Origin of the sequence: Thaumasiovibrio subtropicus (genome assembly GCF_019703835.1) — a bacterium.
Lineage (GTDB): Bacteria > Pseudomonadota > Gammaproteobacteria > Enterobacterales > Vibrionaceae > Thaumasiovibrio > Thaumasiovibrio subtropicus.
The window spans coordinates 987,439-1,003,399 of record NZ_AP023054.1 but is presented as its reverse complement, the minus strand read 5'-3'; the positions used below and the strand labels follow the sequence as shown (position 1 = coordinate 1,003,399).

The following is a 15,961-nucleotide window of genomic DNA, read 5'->3' as shown; positions in this document are numbered from 1 at the left end:
GATCTCAACGTCGATAAACACTACAATATCGCCACATCTTTGATTACTAGTTGAGTTCATGTCTGGCAAAGTACACCCTCCGCGTAACACGATAGGCAACCGCCTCATTCTCTCCGTTGGCTTCATTGCAGGTTTAGCGGTCAGTATTGGCGTTATCGCTTTTATCATTTGGGAAATGCTAGACGACCGTGTTGAACTCCTCGTGGATGAAAAGCTTCCCACACTAACCACGAACTACCAACTCGAACATCACACCGCCCAACTGCATACTTGGCTCAACAGTGTCATGAATAGCCAAGAGCAGGAAGCGCTCCCTGAACTCAACAAACACTTTAATGATAAGTTCTCGCTTATCCATCAGCTCCTTAACGAGAACCCAGATCAACGTGACTTTGCAGTCATTCGCCATCGTTACGATAACGTGCAGAAAAACATCGATCGATTGATTGAACTTCAAGATGAGCTACTGCGTTGCCAAGTAGCATTGAATGCACTCGATCTCCAAGTTTTTGAGCTCAACCAACAAGCGACATCGTTGCTGAGCCAGATTCAGTATGAAATTGATACTCGCCAGCCCAGTGCACAGTTCATCGCGAATGAGTACATTCAGCTACAATACCTGAATCAGCTCCAAGCTAACTTATTTATCGAACTCAACAATGCGATAAAGCAATCATTATCCACCAATCAACCCGTTGATTTTGCGTTTTCGTCGTTGATCGTTGCCGTCTTAGAACGTAGTGAGCGATTCGCGATCTACCCGTCTGGCGATGAATATATCGCGACAATTACGGCCCTCAATGAACTTGCAGGGCAAGAGGGCGAGTTCCTACGTGTACTCAGCAAGATTAAAGAAGCCAAGGTTGAACGACGCTATACCTATCAATTGATCCGCTCACGCTTAGAGCACATCGAAAATCTATTACTGAGCTCGGTGAAGAGTGTCGCCGAAGAGATGTCTGTTCTTAACAACATCGTTTCGCAAATCATCACTGGCGGTAATATCGTTATCTTCATTATGATGTGTGTCACCATCTTTGCGGCCATCTTTGTGGCTATCGACATGATAAGCAAAGGTATCGTGAAGCGACTTAACCAGCTTAGTAACAACTTAATGGTGGTAAACCAAGGCAACCTCACCCAATCCGTGCTGATCGAAGGGGATGATGAGATTGCCGATATCGGTCAACACCTTGAGCATTTCCGACAACAGATGGTCGAGATGGAGCGCACCAACGCCCTCAACCTCATTAACCATACTCAAGCCGCATTAATTACCTGCAGTACTACCGGGCTGATTCTCTCCATTAACCCGAGTGCAATGATGCTTTTTGGTTCCAATGAACCGCTGCAAAAAGTCTATTTATGGCAACTTTTTGATCAAGATATCTTGCCACGCTTACGCGCTATCTTTGCACCAGATAGCAGCCTGATTAAACGCGGTGCCATGACAACCACCTTCCAGTATCAGGAGGAGAACGATGAAAAATATCTCCGCCTTGATTTCCGTCTTTTTGAGCAAAACCGCGGTCAGAGCGTCATAATTACGATTACTGACATCACTGAGCAAGAAAAGACGGCACGTTGGTTAGAAAAAATGGTACAAGAGAAAACTCACTCTTTACTTGAGAATAATGCTCAGTTACAACGTGAAGTAGAAGAACGAAGAAAGACTGAGCTTGAACTTATCAGCACACAGAATGATCTGTTACAAGCGGCTAAAATGGCGACGGTTGGCCAAACGATGACATCGTTGGCCCATGAACTCAATCAACCGCTGTCAGCAATGAGCACTTACCTCTTTAGCTGTCAACTCGCGCTTGAAAATGAGCAATATGACCATGTGCCCAATCAGCTTGAGAAGATTAATGCGATGCTTGAACGTATTAGTTCACAGATCAGTAATCTTCGTAATTTTTCGAAAAAGAATAACGATGTGGCGACCCTTACTCGCGTCAACGCATCAGAAGCAACACGACAAAGCTGGACGATTGTCGAAAGCCGAGCTCGCAGTGCGCAGGTTAAACTCATCAATAACCTGCCCGATGGGCTCCATGTCATCGCCGATTTGGTGCAATTTGAACAAGTACTGGTCAACCTCATGGTCAACAGTATTGATGCCATATCCGCAAAGACTGATCGCTCGATAACCGTCGAAGAGATATTGACCGAGCAAGAGATCACCACCATAGCTGTTAGCGATACAGGCGATGGTTTCAGTGGTGATATCATTAACAATCTCTTCACACCGTTTACCACGACTAAAGACGTTGGACTCGGTCTCGGACTCAATATCTGTCGCAGTATAATGTCGCGACTGCAGGGAAACATTTACCTCGCATCCACTCTTGAACGTGGAGCCTTGGTAGTATTGGAGCTAGAGAGAGATGATGTTGACTGAAGACGTTCAGGTATTACTGATTGATGACGACAATGACGTTCTGGACGCATACCAAAACCTGTTGCAGCTATCTGGATATAAAACCGTAGCCTGCTCTGACCCCACTCAAGTAATGGCAATGATCCCAACCAATTGGGCTGGCGTTGTTGTCAGTGACATGTATATGCCCGGTCTTAGTGGCATGGATTTGTTACAAAAGATCCAACAGTTTGATGAAGAGTTGCCCGTGGTGATTATTACCGGACACGGCGATATCCCGATGGCAGTGGATGCGGTGAAGAAAGGGGCGGTTGATTTTCTCACTAAGCCTCTACAACCACCCGCTTTACTCAAAAAACTGAAAGAGTTACTCGAACAACGCGAAAAGCTAATTGGCCAACGACGTTCCTTGTCAGATCGTGCCAGCACTGAGCTGATTGGCGACACGCCACCTATGCTACAGATAAAACAGCAAATCGCTGACGTCGCAGCACACAGTAAAGATATTCTGTTAGAAGGCGAACCCGGCACTGGGCGTCACAGTGCCGCGCGCCTCATACACAGCGAAAGCAGTGCAAAATACCAGTCTCTGATTTCGGCTTCAGGTCAATCGATTCAAAGTCAAGGTGCGCTACAGCAAGTCTTAAAACAGGCTGCTCGCGGCGGGGTTTTACTCCACAACCCGCAGCTAATGCCTGTTGAGATACAGCGTTGGCTCTGCCATACCTTGCTTGAACAAGAGCGATTAAACCGCAAAGAATATCGCATTTTCGCCATTATCGATGGCAGTGCAGAGCAAGAGGTAGAGCAAAACAGCCTATTGCCTGAGCTCTATTACTACCTATCACAGTGCAAGCTATCGTTGCCTGCGGTGCGTCATCGCATTAAAGACATTGTGCCTTTGTTTAACCACTTTTTGGAACAGAGCTGTATCAAGCTCAACAAAGAGCAACCGCGCGTTGAACAGGCCTATGTAAAACGCCTGCAACAGCACGATTGGCAAGGCAATGTATTAGAAATCAAAAACATTGCTGAACTCTATGCCATTGGTATCGTCAAGCTTGCAGGGAATGAGCGCACCCAGCCCATTGAGCAGATCAGTAGCCCTTTGGATGATCTTATCGATGGCTATGAGAAACAAGTCATCGAAGACGCACTCTTTCTCTTCTCGGGGCGCATCAATGAAGTTGCCTCTTACCTGCAAATTCCGCGTAAGAAGCTTTACCTGCGGATGAAGAAGCACAATCTCGACAAGGCAGAATACAAAGTGCGTGGGAGCTAACCCACTGCAAAACCATACCAAAGCCGACGCACCGTCGGCTTTGTCAATTTTTATCTCCATCAAATACGCCCGGTCACGGTTGCACCCTACTTGAAGAGTTTGTACACTCGCCGCCACTGCTACTCATCGGAACTCTTGGCTATGTCTTACTCTTGTCCTCTTTGCCAGCAAGATTTGATCTTAAACGATCGCACTTGGCGCTGTGAAAACAACCATCAATTCGATGTCGCCAAGGAAGGCTATGTCAACCTCATGCCCGCTCATCATAAAAATTCCAAAAATCCAGGCGATAACGGTGAGATGATGCAAGCAAGGCGACAGTTTCTCGAAGCGGGTGCGTATCAACCGTTGAAAGATGCCCTCATTGCTCAACTTAAGCAACGCCTTGATCAACCCAAGCGCTTACTGGACATTGGTTGTGGTGAAGGCTATTACACAGAGGGATTCACTCAGCTCCCATGTCCTGATCTCGAGGTGTTTGGGTTAGATATTTCTAAAGTGGCAGTTCGATATGCGGCAAAACGGTACCCAGCATGCCACTTCAGCGTTGCCTCTAGCCATCGCCTGCCATTTGGTGATAGTAGCCTTGATGCCATCATTAAAATTTACGCACCGTGCAAACCTGAAGAGCTCTTACGCGCATTGACACCTGACGGGATGCTTATCACTGTGACACCTGGTGCTCGCCACCTTTATCAGTTAAAAGCGTTAATCTACGATACTGTCAACCTGCATGATCCGTCCGCTGAGAATCTCTCTGGCTTTGAACTCGTAGATCGCCAAGACCTGCACTATGTTATGTCGATAAACAATGACATGGCCACTGCGCTGCTACAAATGACCCCCTTTGCTTGGCGTGCGAAACCATCGACATGGGAAGCGCTCCAAAGTAGTACGTCATTCGAGTGTGAAGCGGACTTTTGCATTCGCTTCTACCGACCACAACAATAAGATCGCTATACTCACACTACCTCATGATCGTGGCAACACGCTTTGCCACGATAAACCTCTCCCATTAAGTGTTTCTCAGCACACATTTCACTTTCTGTCGTGCACATTTTCTCAACAAGATCAAAATCCACCAAATTGAACAGAACTAGATTTAGTTACTAAATAAGACCCATAAAATTCAGTTTAGTCACTAAATTGATATAAATATTCAAATCATATCGCCACACGGATGGCAACATCTCATTAACAACACAGTACCTATTTACAGAAAAATACGCTAAAAAGTAGTGACGCAACACAACAGAAAATCATAATAATGAGGTGAGATATGAAAGGAATCAGTACATTATCTGCACTGATGTTAGCATCATCTATGCTACTCGCGCCGACGGCGGCTATTGCGGATACGGTTAAAGTAGCCGTATCACAAATCGTGGAACATCCGGCCCTTGATGCCACACGCCAAGGTCTACTTGATGGTCTGAAAGAGCATGGCTATGTCGAAGGGGAAAACCTCGAGTTTACCTACCAAACCGCGCAAGGTAACCCAGCTATTGCCGTACAAATAGCCAAACAGTTCGTGGGCGAACGACCCGATGTCTTAGTGGGTATCGCCACTCCGACGGCACAAGCACTCGCAGCCTCAACCAAGTCTATTCCCGTTGTTTTCACTGCTGTCACTGATCCCGTTGGTGCGAAACTGGTCTCCAAAATGGAGAAGCCGGGCAAGAATGTTACTGGTCTTTCCGATCTCTCTAATGTGGGTCAACACGTCGAGCTTATGCAAGAAATCCTGCCGGATTTGAAGTCAATTGGCGTGGTCTATAACCCAGGGGAAGCGAACTCGGTCGCACTCGTTGAACTTCTACATGAAGCAGCCAAAGCACGCGGCTTAACTGTTGTTGAAGGCACTGCGCTTAAGTCTGCAGATGTGATGTCAGCCGCGCAGATCGTCGCTTCTAAATCCGACGTTATCTACGCGCCTACCGACAACACGGTCGCTTCGGCAATCGAAGCACTCGTTAATGCAGGCAATCAAGCTAAAACCCCGATTGTTGGTGCTGAAACCTCTTATGTCAACGCAGGTGCATTAGCGGCACTTGGCTTCGATTACTACCAAGTTGGCGTTCAAACAGCCGCCTATGTCGATGCGATCCTCAAGGGAGAAAAGCCAGGTAACCTTGATGTCAAAGTCGCGAAAGGTTCTGACCTTGCTATTAACAAAGGCACCGCAGCCAAAATTGGCATTGTTGTACCAAGTAGCGTACTTGAGCGCGCAACAACCATTAAGGAGTAAACCTCCCACAGAGAGAGGCGTTATCGCCTCTCACTATAATAAGAGAACAAGGAGTTGTTGATGTCTCTATTTGCCTTCCTTGGCACACTGGAAATTGGCTTAATTTACGGGCTAGTCGCACTGGGCGTCTACCTTACATTTCGTGTCCTCGATTTTCCCGATCTCTCCGTCGATGGCAGTTTTCCCATGGGTGCAGCAGTCGCGGCGACAGCCATTGTTGCGGGTGTTAACCCATGGTTAGCAACCGCAATGGCGCTCGTAGCAGGCGCCGCCTGTGGACTCGTCACCGCATTTTTGGCGATTAAATGCGGTATTCTTCACTTACTCGCCAGTATCCTCACCATGATCGCCGCATTTTCAATCAATATTCGTATCATGGGCCGCCCCAATATGGCGCTATTGGGAGAAGAAACTATTTTCTCTCTCCTCCCCGATTGGCAATTTGACCCGACGTATACCCAACTTGGGGTCGTCGCCATACTGGTTATCCTCAGCGGATGGTTTGTCGTACGTTTGCTCAGCAGTGACTTTGGTCTCGCGCTACGCGCAACGGGGGTCAATAGTCGTATGGTTTCCGCGCAAGGCGGTAGCACCGCGTTCATGACCTACTTTGGACTTGCCCTTTCGAACGCCTTTGTCGCGTTTGCTGGTGCGCTCTTTGCTCAAACAAACAGTTTTGCCGATGTCACATCCGGCGTCGGTACCATTGTTGTCGGTCTCGCTGCGGTGATACTGGGGCAAACCTTACTTCCTGGCCGCCGTATTTGGGTCGCCGTGGTTGCTGTCATTCTTGGTTCTATCCTTTACCGCCTCGCGGTTGCCTTTGCACTCAGCAGCGGCATGTTTGGCCTTCAAGCCTCTGACTTGAATCTCATTACCGCTGTGCTCGTCGCGATCGCACTTATTGCGCCGAAGATGAAGTCCGGTATTCAAGCACGCAAAGCGTAGGAGGCAGAATGATTGACATTAACGATATTCAAGTGACCTTTAATCCTGGCACCATCTTAGAAAACCGTGCGCTTCGTGGCGTCTCTTTGCAGGTGCCAGAAAAGCAGTTTGTCACCGTGATTGGCTCGAATGGGGCAGGTAAATCAACGCTATTAGGCGCTGTCAGCGGCGAAACCCCGATTATCGGTGGTAGTGTTAAAATCGATGAGGTTGATGTTACCCGTTGGCCTGTCCATCGCCGTGCACAATACGCGGCACGCGTTTTCCAAGATCCACTCGCGGGTACCTGCGCCTCTCTCACCATTGAAGAGAACATGGCGCTAGCTTACCAACGGGGTAAACAACGCAGTTGGAAACTAGCCTTAAGCAGCCGTCGAAAGCAACTCTTCCAAGAGCGGATCAGTATACTCGGTCTCGGTCTTGAAGATCGCCTTGGTGATAGCATTGGCTTACTTTCAGGAGGCCAACGTCAAGCCGTTAGCCTTGTTATGGCCACCCTCTCCGATAGTCGTCTATTGCTCCTTGATGAGCATACCGCGGCCCTTGATCCGCGCATGGCTGCCTTTGTCATCGCCTTAACTAAAAAAGTCGTCAAGGAGTTTGACCTGACTGTAATGATGGTGACGCATTCCATGAAAGATGCATTAGCCTGTGGCGACCGCACTATCATGCTCCATCAAGGCGAGATTGTGTTAGACGTCGCGGGGCAAGAACGTGCCGAACTCGATGTCCCGCACCTACTGGAAATGTTCAGTAAAGTTCGCGGGGAAGAATTAGCGGATGACAGCCTCCTACTTGGCTAAACGTGATTGACTCTCTCGAGTTTTTACTGCACCTACAGCAAAAGAGCCGACATGATGTTGGCTCTTTTTGTCTCTATTCCCTAACCGCGTTCTATACTCGATCTTAACCAGCTCACCGGGAGATCAGTTCACCATGCTGCGCTTAACCATTGCACGTAACTTATTTGCAAGTACCTTATTAGCTGCGACCGCCACACTCTCTGCAGCCCCACTCACTGAATGTAAGACGATTAAAGTATCTGGTAACTCTGAGTACCCACCCATTTTATGGCGAGACCCAGACGCGCCCGGCACCTTAACAGGCTTAGGACGACAGCTCCTCGAAATGGCATTCCAAGACACAGGCATTCAACTCGAGTTTCTCGACGTGGGGGTTTGGGCACGCGCGCAAAAGGAAGTCAGGGTTGGGCGAGTCGATATGTTGGCCGGCGCATTTATCACCGATGACCGCCAAACTTGGATGGACTATGTTTTCCCCTCTTTCACCGATATCCCAAGCGTGATTTGGACTCGTAAAGAGACACCTATTGGTTTTTTCCAATGGGAAGACCTGAAGGCTTACCAAGGCGGCACGCTGGTCAACAATAGTTTTGGGCAAGATTTCGATGCCTTTGCGAAAGAACAGCTCAACATTGACTACAACAACTCCATTGCCAACGCCTTTCGCATGTTAAATGCCGATCGCTACGACTATGTTGTGTTTGAGTTGTATCAAGGTAAGGCGATTTTGCAAACCCTTGATCTGACCGCACACTTATCCGCACTCTCCCCCCCTATCTCGGTAGAAGGGCTCTATTATACTTTCTCTAAAAACTCGACTTGCAACACGCCCGCACTTCGCGACTACCTCAGTGAGAAAGTGAAAACCATTGTTGCCTCAGACATGTTTGATACCTTGCTCACAGAGCAAACCCACCGTTGGGCAGAGCAGCAAACATCAAAACCATAATTAACCGCGAATACATTCTCAATACAAATTTATTCGTCTTTTGTACGAAATATATTTACATACCCTTCTGCATGTTTATAGAATAGCCCGTCTCCTGTGTGCAAAGGCTAACAAACATGCTAAGAAAACCTCATTTTTGGTGGGTACTACTGCCGCTAATCCTCATTGCGGCAGTGTTTTATCGACTCAACCTCCTGAAACAAAATGCCACTTCAGAAGAAGTCGTCAAACGAACGATAAAAGTCGAAACTATCGTCCTCTCCCCACAGCCATTATCTGCTTGGGTCTTTTCTGAAGGCACAGTACAAGCACACCAGAAAGCGTTCTTAGACTTCGAACTCGGTGGCAAAGTTGAATCCATCGCCACCCTCGCCGATGGCACCCACTTGCGCGAAGGTATCCGCGTCTTTGGGCCTGCTGAAGGAACCCGCCATGGTCAGCTGCTTGCCCAGATCGATAACCGCGATAACCTGGCGGCGGTGCAAAGTTTACAAGCGCGCCTACAAAGCATGCGTGCGCAAAAAAGCGAGGCAGAGACCAAGCTACAGCAAGCAAAAAACGAGCAACGTTTAAGTGAACAGAACTTCTCTCGAATGAAGGAAGTGTATGAGCGCGGCGTTATCTCTCAAGACGAGTTCGATCGCATTAAAACCGCCAATCTCAATGCGCACGCCGCCGTGCAAGGTGCAAGAAGTGGCATTCAATCCATTGAGTCCGAGTTAGCAAGCCTGACGGCCGAACTCAATCGCGCCACACTCAACCTTGAAAAAACCAGCCTCTTTGCCCCTTTTGACGGCGTCATTACGGCGATGAACATTTCAGAAAATAACCACTACTATCCACCAATTAGCAGTAGCAGCGATAAGGAACGAGAAGCAGCATCAGCCATTGTTATCGTCGACGACTCTCAACTAGAGATCCAACTCGAAATCAACGTCAAAGAAGCAGAGCAACTGAAAGAGGGCCTGACTGTCTACCTTGCTAGTGAGGATGAACGTCTCTATGCGGCAGAGCGAAAGCAACGACTCGGTCTTGACGTTACTCAGGGCACTGTGTGGTCGGTAAGTCCTGCGATTAACTTGCAACGCCGCACCCAGACCGTAAAAGTGCGCGTCAAGCAAGAACAAACCTCCCTCAAAGAAGGTCAGTTCGTTCGCGCTTGGATTGAAACTAGCACCTTAGCAGACGCCATTTCTTTGCCACTTCATGCCCTTTCCTTCCGAAACGGTAAACCTTTTGTTTATGTCATAGACCCGCACACGCAGATCGCTGAACGACGTGACATACAGCTCGGATTACAGAGCATTGATCGCGTAGAAATCTTACACGGCCTTATCGCAGGTGAACGGGTTGTTGTCCGCGGACAACATCTACTGGTCAATGGTTCAAGTGTTACCGTCATCGGAGAGAAGTAATGCGTCGACTAGGCTATAAACTCTTTATCGATACCCTTATCGCTCGCTTATTGCTCGGCATGCTATTGCTAGCCGGGGTGCTTAGCTATAACAACATGGTGCGCGAAAACTACCCAGATCTTGAGATCCCATCCGCTATCGTGATGACCTTATGGCCCGGCGGTGCGCCTGAGCAAATCGAAAAGGAGATCACCAAGTATTTGGAAGATGAGATTGTGAGCTTGAAAGGTCTAAAAACCTTTTCTAGCGGTTCGTACAACTCATACTCAATCGTGTCCGTTGAGTTCGATGCCGATATGCCTGTCGCAGAAGCGATGCCATTGCTACGTGCTGCGGTAGATAAAGCGGCAGCCAAATTCCCACCTGGACAAGGCATAGAGAAACCTGAAATCGAAGAGATGTCAGTCTCCAACATGCCCGTCATTAGCTTCGCCTTAAGCGGTGATGTGGACGACATGCTGCTTTCCGATACCGCAAAGCAACTTGAGTCAGCAATGGAAAGCTTGCCTTTGGTGAAGAAAGTCAACATTAGCGGCCTGCGCGAAAAAAGCTTACACGTTCGCTTAAACCCCGCGCAACTGCGAAGCTTGGGGCTATCGCCACTAATCGTTCGTGAACGCTTACAGTCCGCAAACCTAGATATGGCGTGGGGAGAATTTGAAGCCGACGAAAATACGTTTAACCTTTATCTTGCTGGCCGCTTTCAAACGGTTGAACAGTTAAAGCAGTTACCTATTCTCCGTCTTGATGACAAACGCACTGTCCGCCTTGGCGAAGTCGCCGATGTCAGTCTGCGCTTAGATCGCGAAAAAAGCCGCACTTACTTTAGTCTTAACGGCGAACCCTTTTCTCGAAGCGTTACCTTGGATGTCTTAAAACGTCCGGGCGCGGATACGTTTGCCGTCATTGAGCAGACATTAGCGCTCACCGAGTCTTTGACCGCTCAAGATTGGCCCCAAGCCCTGCATTTAACCCACATCAGTGATGACGGGGAGATCATTGAGCTCGCTTTTAACGATATCTCAAGCTCCATGCAGCAAGCAGTCGTCATTGTGTTTGTTGTCCTCATGCTGCTACTCAGCTGGCGAGAAGCCCTCATTGCAGGGCTTGCACTTCCGGTCACTATCCTAGGTGTACTCGCTGTAATGGCGGCAATGGGCTACAGCTTTAACTCCATGATCATGATCGGTATGGTATTAGCGCTCGGGCTCATGGTCGATGTGTTCATTTTGGTGATGGAGGGAATGCACGAAAACCTTTATACCCAAAAGAAACGCTTTCCTGAAGCAGCAATGACGACGGTGAAGCAGTTCATTCTGCCTGCGACAGCTGGACAACTGACGACTATTTTGGCCATGCTCCCGATGATGATGGTGGGCGGCATTGATGGAAAGTTCATTCGTATTCTCCCTATCACCATTACCGTCACCTTGTTAATGAGCTTGGTGGTCGCCTTTTTAATCTGCCTCCCGTTCTCTCAATACTTACTCAAAGAGTCGCAAGCCCAAACCAAACCGCTCCTCATTGATGTCATTGCCGACAAGTATAAACATCGCCTAAGCCAATGGCTGCGTTTCAACGTCGTAAAGCATAAACGCCAAGCTGTTGGGTGGGTAATAGGGGCATTCTCACTGTTTTTTGTTTCGATCTACATTTCAGGTCTATTGCCTTCAGAAATGTACCCTGAAGCGGATGATAGAAAAATTGGCATTTCAATCGAGCTCGCACCCGATGCGACGCTAGCGCAATCACAACGTGTTGCGGATAAAGCCGGTCAGTTTCTCCGTCAGCAAAACTGGATAGAGAAAATGATTGCCTATGTCGGTGCGAAAAGCCCCATGACAACCGCAAACCTTAATGATGCGCTATTGCCCTCAGAGGCCTGGAACCAAGTCGGTTTTAGTCTAACCTTGCACCCGAAAGCCTCGCGAGAAAAGCTCTCTTATGACTACTTACCTGACATTCGTGATGGATTAAATCAGGCCCTTGCAGACGAACCGGGACTCACCATAAAACTGGTGCATATTGGTGGCAACCCTGATACATCCGCCCCGATTCAAGTCGATCTCACAGGCGAAGATTATGGTGTCTTAATCGCGATGGCCGCCGATGTGAAAAACGCGCTCAGTGAGATCCCCGGCAGCAGTGATATTGCAGATAACCTTGGCCCTGCCCTGCATGAGATTCGCTTTACCCCAAAACCCGAAATGCTTTCTTTCCACGGCATCAGTGAAACAGAACTCGCTCAACAAGTACGTATCGCCATGGAGACCGACGAAATCGGCCACTTCAAAGTCGACGGTATTGCGGATGACCCCAAAATTCGCCTCAGTATCGCTTGGCCAAGTCGTCAAGGTGAACTCGGCGGCCCACGTCACTTAGCTGAGTTGAACCTACTCCGCGTGACCAACCAACATGGCACCTCAATTCCCTTTGGCGAATTAGTTAATTTTGAGATCACAGAAATTCCACGTGTCTTTGTCCACCGTGATGGCAAGCGCACCGTCACCATTACGGCACGTGCTGAGGGGCGAACAGCCAGTGAGGTTATCGCAGCGTTGGCTGTACAAATGGAGGACATTTCCGCCCCTTGGCCAAACGGGTATCACTACCAATTTGGCGGCGAGGTAACCAAAGCCGATGATAGCTACGGACAAATGGGAATCGCATTCATCCTAGCTATATTTTCTATCTACATTTTACTGACATTGATGTTTGTGTCTTTTGTTCAGCCTGCGATCATCATTTTGATCGTACCTTTAGCACTTATAGGAACATTCTTGGGGTATTTTCTGTCAGGCACACCGATGTCATTCTCAGGTTTAATCGGCATCGTTTCCTTGGCGGGTATTGCGGTGAACAATGGTATCGTCCTTGTGGACACCATGAACCAGCACCGCAATGCAGGTGAGCGCATCATAGATGCAGCAGCAAAAGGCGCAGCAGACCGATTGCGCCCTATCATCAGCACCAGTTTGACCACCATCCTAAGTTTGTTCCCACTGGCATACAGCGATCCACAATGGTACCCACTCTGTATGGCGATCATTTATGGTTTAATTGCATCGACCATTATCGCTGTGGTGATCATCCCCGCGCTGTATGTACTGTTAACGAAAGAACACAACTAAACGCTGACAGACGCAGGTAAAAACCGTCGCTGTCAGTGCATTCAGGAGTTACTGATAGCGATGGCAAGAAAAAGTAAACAAGAGGCAGAAAAAACCCGCTTACAACTGCTTGATTCAGCTCTTATCGTCATGGCAGAGCGCGGATTAGCGAAAGCAACGCTCGCCCATATCGCGAGCCATGCTGGGGTTACTCGCGGTGCAATCTATTGGCATTTCAAAGATAAAGACGATCTACTCGAGGCACTGTGGCAGCATATCATGTCGCCGTACAAACAGCTGTTTGACCAAGTAGAAGCGACACAAGCAGAACAGTTGCCTAAGCTGATGATCGATATATTGCTTTTGTTGATCACGGAAGTGACGACCAATACACGATTGCAATCCTTAGTCAGACTGAATTACCAAGCGTTCGCTGATACGGAACATTTGACGCGCAACCGCAATAATCGCGAGCAAGAACATAACATTCTCAAGCAAGCATTTATGCGTGTCCAACAAGCAGGACTCTTGCAGCCACACTTGACTGAGCAGGAAGCCTCGATGCTATTTAAGGGTTTTCTCAATGGCATTTACCAGCAATGGATTGTCATGCCCGAGACAGTAGAGAAAGCCAACCATAAAGCGCTCGCCACTAGTTGGCATTTAGCCCTATTTAATACCGCAATGCACTGAACACGGTAATTCAGCGTCAAAACGACAAAACCCGCCGCGGCGGGTTTTGTTACATCAAAGAAAGGCGGAAAACTAAAACCATCGTTCCAAAGAAGAATCATCAAGTTGCTTAAACGCTCGATTCAATACCATGGCGAGCTCTCTATATCGCGGTTGCGCCTTCAATGGTTGTAAGGCATGTCCTTCACTGATGATTTTTTCATGCAACTCGCGGTACCAACCGGCAAGTGATGGTGGCAGTCGCGTTTCACTGCGTTTACCCAACCAAAATAATCCTTGTAATGGCATACTCAGGGCAAAGAACGCGATGACCATAGATTGAGGCAATGCTTGATAGTTATCAAACGCCATCTGCGTCAGTACGGCTATCACCGCAACGGCAGGCATCACTCGAATCGCAAACTGCGTTGCTTTGATGTAGCGGTTCTCAGGAAAAAGCGGGGCAAGCTCCTTTCGAAGTGGCCACACCGACATATATTCCTGCCCCTTACGAAACAAATTGAAGATAGAAGATTGACTCATACGCCACCACTTTTCAAAAAAAGACATAACTTTTCAAAAAATCAGAGAACAAACTTGATTCAAATTAAGTTTCTCTCAAAATCTTTTGTTATAATGCTCAACAATCGCTATCCTTAGCACGCCTATAACTCATTGTTGCCCGTAATTCAGATTACCGCAACTATAGGCATGACCTCAAGGACGAGTCGGAGCATGGGTTCTCCGTGCTTTTTTATACGGATTAGAAGAATTTTTTGACCAAAGATAAGGCAGGCCAATGGCTATTGTCTATTCTATTGGTATTTTTAATACGTTGAATATCAACTCTCAGACAGACTATAGGTAATCTCACATGTCTAAGCTGGTTTTAGTACTAAACTGCGGTAGCTCTTCTCTGAAATTCGCTGTCGTAGACGCTGTATCGGGTGACGAACATCTTACAGGCCTGGCAGAGTGTCTGCACCTGCCTGAAGCACGCATCAAGTGGAAACTTGACGGTAAGCACGAAGCACAACTAGGTGATGGCGCTGCGCACGAAGCCGCACTTAAGTTCATCGTTGACACTATCTTGGCTTCTAAGCCTGAGCTAGCGAAAAACGTTGCTGCTATCGGTCACCGTGTTGTTCACGGTGGTGAGAAATTCACTACCTCTGCACTGATCACTGATGACGTACTGAAAGGTATCGAAGACTGTGCAACGCTTGCACCGCTTCACAACCCTGCAGCGATCGAAGGTATCAAAGCAGCACAAGCGGCTTTCCCAGCACTGAAAAACGTTGCGGTATTCGACACAGCATTCCACCAGACGATGCCTGAAGAAGCTTACCTATACGCGCTACCGTACAAGCTTTACAAAGAGCACGGTATTCGTCGTTACGGCATGCACGGTACCTCTCACCTATTTATCTCTCGCGCTGCAGCAGAGGTACTAGGCAAAGAAGAGAAAGACCTCAACATCATTAACTGTCACCTAGGTAACGGCGCATCTGTCTGTGCAATTAAAGGCGGCAAGTCTGTGGACACTTCAATGGGTCTTACACCGCTTGAAGGTCTTGTGATGGGTACCCGTTGTGGTGATATCGATCCAGCGATCATCTTCCACCTACACGACGCACTCGGTTACTCAGTTGAGCAAATCAACACCATGCTAACCAAAGAGTCTGGCCTAGCCGGTCTCACTGAAGTGACTTCTGACTGTCGTTTCGTTGAAGACAACTACGGTGACAAAGAAGAAGCGACCCGCGCGATGGATGTATTCTGTCACCGCCTAGCGAAGTACATCGCTTCTTACACAGCAACCCTAGACGGTCGCTTAGACGCAGTCGTGTTCACGGGTGGTATCGGTGAAAACTCTGGCCCAATCCGTGAGATGGTACTAAACCGTCTTGGCGTTCTTGGCTTCGACGTTGACGGTGACGCTAACCTGAAAGCACGTTTCGGCGGCGAAGGTAAGATCACCTCTGACAACAGCCGTATCCCAGCTTTCGTTATCTCTACTAACGAAGAATTGGTTATCGCAGAAGATACAGCGCGTCTGACTGACATCTAATCTAGCGATACTTAAACGGCTGGCCTTGAGCCAGCCGTTTTTTAATACTCTTACCCCTGTAACTTAAGTTACATCTCCTTACT

Annotated in this window: 12 protein-coding genes; 11 read left to right on the top strand and 1 reads right to left on the bottom strand. The window is 48.1% G+C overall.

The genetic code is table 11. The features are described from left to right. Nucleotides 1-58 precede the first annotated feature (58 nt). The 10 genes from TSUB_RS04785 (at nucleotide 59) to TSUB_RS04740 (ending at nucleotide 13,828) form a co-directional block, all read left to right on the top strand. Nucleotides 59-2,401: an ATP-binding protein gene (locus tag TSUB_RS04785; RefSeq protein WP_087022996.1), complete on the top strand. Its 2,343-nt coding sequence runs from the start codon at nucleotides 59-61 to the stop codon at nucleotides 2,399-2,401. Next, entirely contained in the window at nucleotides 2,388-3,662 is a 1,275-nt protein-coding gene (locus TSUB_RS04780) for a sigma-54-dependent transcriptional regulator (protein ID WP_087022994.1), read from the top strand. Before TSUB_RS04785 ends, TSUB_RS04780 begins: the two co-directional genes overlap by 14 nt. A 141-nt stretch (nucleotides 3,663-3,803) precedes the next feature. Continuing rightward, nucleotides 3,804-4,613, top strand: a complete 810-nt coding sequence (rlmA, locus tag TSUB_RS04775; RefSeq protein WP_087022990.1) for a 23S rRNA (guanine(745)-N(1))-methyltransferase — start codon at nucleotides 3,804-3,806, stop codon at nucleotides 4,611-4,613. Nucleotides 4,614-4,971: 358 nt separating this feature from the next. After that, nucleotides 4,972-5,910: an ABC transporter substrate-binding protein gene (locus TSUB_RS04770; RefSeq protein WP_414718373.1), complete on the top strand. Its 939-nt coding sequence runs from the start codon at nucleotides 4,972-4,974 to the stop codon at nucleotides 5,908-5,910. A gap of 60 nt (nucleotides 5,911-5,970) precedes the next feature. Continuing rightward, nucleotides 5,971-6,858 (top strand): ABC transporter permease, encoded by an 888-nt coding sequence (locus TSUB_RS04765; protein ID WP_087021270.1) that lies wholly within the window; start codon nucleotides 5,971-5,973, stop codon nucleotides 6,856-6,858. An 8-nt stretch (nucleotides 6,859-6,866) separates the two neighbouring features. Then, nucleotides 6,867-7,661, top strand: a complete 795-nt coding sequence (locus tag TSUB_RS04760; RefSeq protein ID WP_087021273.1) for an ABC transporter ATP-binding protein — start codon at nucleotides 6,867-6,869, stop codon at nucleotides 7,659-7,661. 133 nt (nucleotides 7,662-7,794) lie between these two features. Further along, nucleotides 7,795-8,610: a substrate-binding periplasmic protein gene (locus tag TSUB_RS04755; protein WP_087021276.1), complete on the top strand. Its 816-nt coding sequence runs from the start codon at nucleotides 7,795-7,797 to the stop codon at nucleotides 8,608-8,610. A 116-nt stretch (nucleotides 8,611-8,726) separates the two neighbouring features. Next, nucleotides 8,727-10,025 (top strand): efflux RND transporter periplasmic adaptor subunit, encoded by a 1,299-nt coding sequence (locus TSUB_RS04750; RefSeq protein WP_087021279.1) that lies wholly within the window; start codon nucleotides 8,727-8,729, stop codon nucleotides 10,023-10,025. After that, on the top strand, nucleotides 10,025-13,156 hold the full coding sequence (locus TSUB_RS04745) for an efflux RND transporter permease subunit (RefSeq protein ID WP_087021282.1): 3,132 nt from the start codon (nucleotides 10,025-10,027) through the stop codon (nucleotides 13,154-13,156). Before TSUB_RS04750 ends, TSUB_RS04745 begins: the two co-directional genes overlap by 1 nt. Before the next feature lie 60 nt (nucleotides 13,157-13,216). Next, a complete protein-coding gene (locus tag TSUB_RS04740; RefSeq protein ID WP_087021285.1) occupies nucleotides 13,217-13,828 on the top strand; it encodes a TetR family transcriptional regulator in 612 nt (203 codons plus the stop codon). Between the two features lie 72 nt (nucleotides 13,829-13,900). On the opposite strand, the gene yfbV is transcribed toward TSUB_RS04740, so the two are convergent. Then, nucleotides 13,901-14,350 carry a terminus macrodomain insulation protein YfbV gene (gene yfbV / locus TSUB_RS04735; protein ID WP_087021612.1) on the bottom strand — a complete coding sequence of 150 codons (450 nt, stop codon included), beginning with the start codon at nucleotides 14,348-14,350 and terminating at the stop codon, nucleotides 13,901-13,903. A gap of 331 nt (nucleotides 14,351-14,681) precedes the next feature. Here yfbV and TSUB_RS04730 point away from each other — a divergent pair, with 331 nt between their 5' ends. Further along, nucleotides 14,682-15,878 carry an acetate kinase gene (locus tag TSUB_RS04730; protein WP_087021287.1) on the top strand — a complete coding sequence of 399 codons (1,197 nt, stop codon included), beginning with the start codon at nucleotides 14,682-14,684 and terminating at the stop codon, nucleotides 15,876-15,878. Nucleotides 15,879-15,961 lie beyond the last annotated feature (83 nt).

What these genes read in the sequence shown, in the direction of transcription:
- TSUB_RS04785 (WP_087022996.1), top strand. Translation starts at nt 59, where the DNA reads ATGTCTGGCAAAGTACACCCTCCGCGTAACACGATAGGCAACCGCCTC.
- TSUB_RS04780 (WP_087022994.1), top strand. Translation starts at nt 2,388, where the DNA reads ATGATGTTGACTGAAGACGTTCAGGTATTACTGATTGATGACGACAAT.
- rlmA (WP_087022990.1), top strand. Translation starts at nt 3,804, where the DNA reads ATGTCTTACTCTTGTCCTCTTTGCCAGCAAGATTTGATCTTAAACGAT.
- TSUB_RS04770 (WP_414718373.1), top strand. Translation starts at nt 4,972, where the DNA reads ATGTTAGCATCATCTATGCTACTCGCGCCGACGGCGGCTATTGCGGAT.
- TSUB_RS04765 (WP_087021270.1), top strand. Translation starts at nt 5,971, where the DNA reads ATGTCTCTATTTGCCTTCCTTGGCACACTGGAAATTGGCTTAATTTAC.
- TSUB_RS04760 (WP_087021273.1), top strand. Translation starts at nt 6,867, where the DNA reads ATGATTGACATTAACGATATTCAAGTGACCTTTAATCCTGGCACCATC.
- TSUB_RS04755 (WP_087021276.1), top strand. Translation starts at nt 7,795, where the DNA reads ATGCTGCGCTTAACCATTGCACGTAACTTATTTGCAAGTACCTTATTA.
- TSUB_RS04750 (WP_087021279.1), top strand. Translation starts at nt 8,727, where the DNA reads ATGCTAAGAAAACCTCATTTTTGGTGGGTACTACTGCCGCTAATCCTC.
- TSUB_RS04745 (WP_087021282.1), top strand. Translation starts at nt 10,025, where the DNA reads ATGCGTCGACTAGGCTATAAACTCTTTATCGATACCCTTATCGCTCGC.
- TSUB_RS04740 (WP_087021285.1), top strand. Translation starts at nt 13,217, where the DNA reads ATGGCAAGAAAAAGTAAACAAGAGGCAGAAAAAACCCGCTTACAACTG.
- yfbV (WP_087021612.1), bottom strand. Translation starts at nt 14,350, where the DNA reads ATGAGTCAATCTTCTATCTTCAATTTGTTTCGTAAGGGGCAGGAATAT.
- TSUB_RS04730 (WP_087021287.1), top strand. Translation starts at nt 14,682, where the DNA reads ATGTCTAAGCTGGTTTTAGTACTAAACTGCGGTAGCTCTTCTCTGAAA.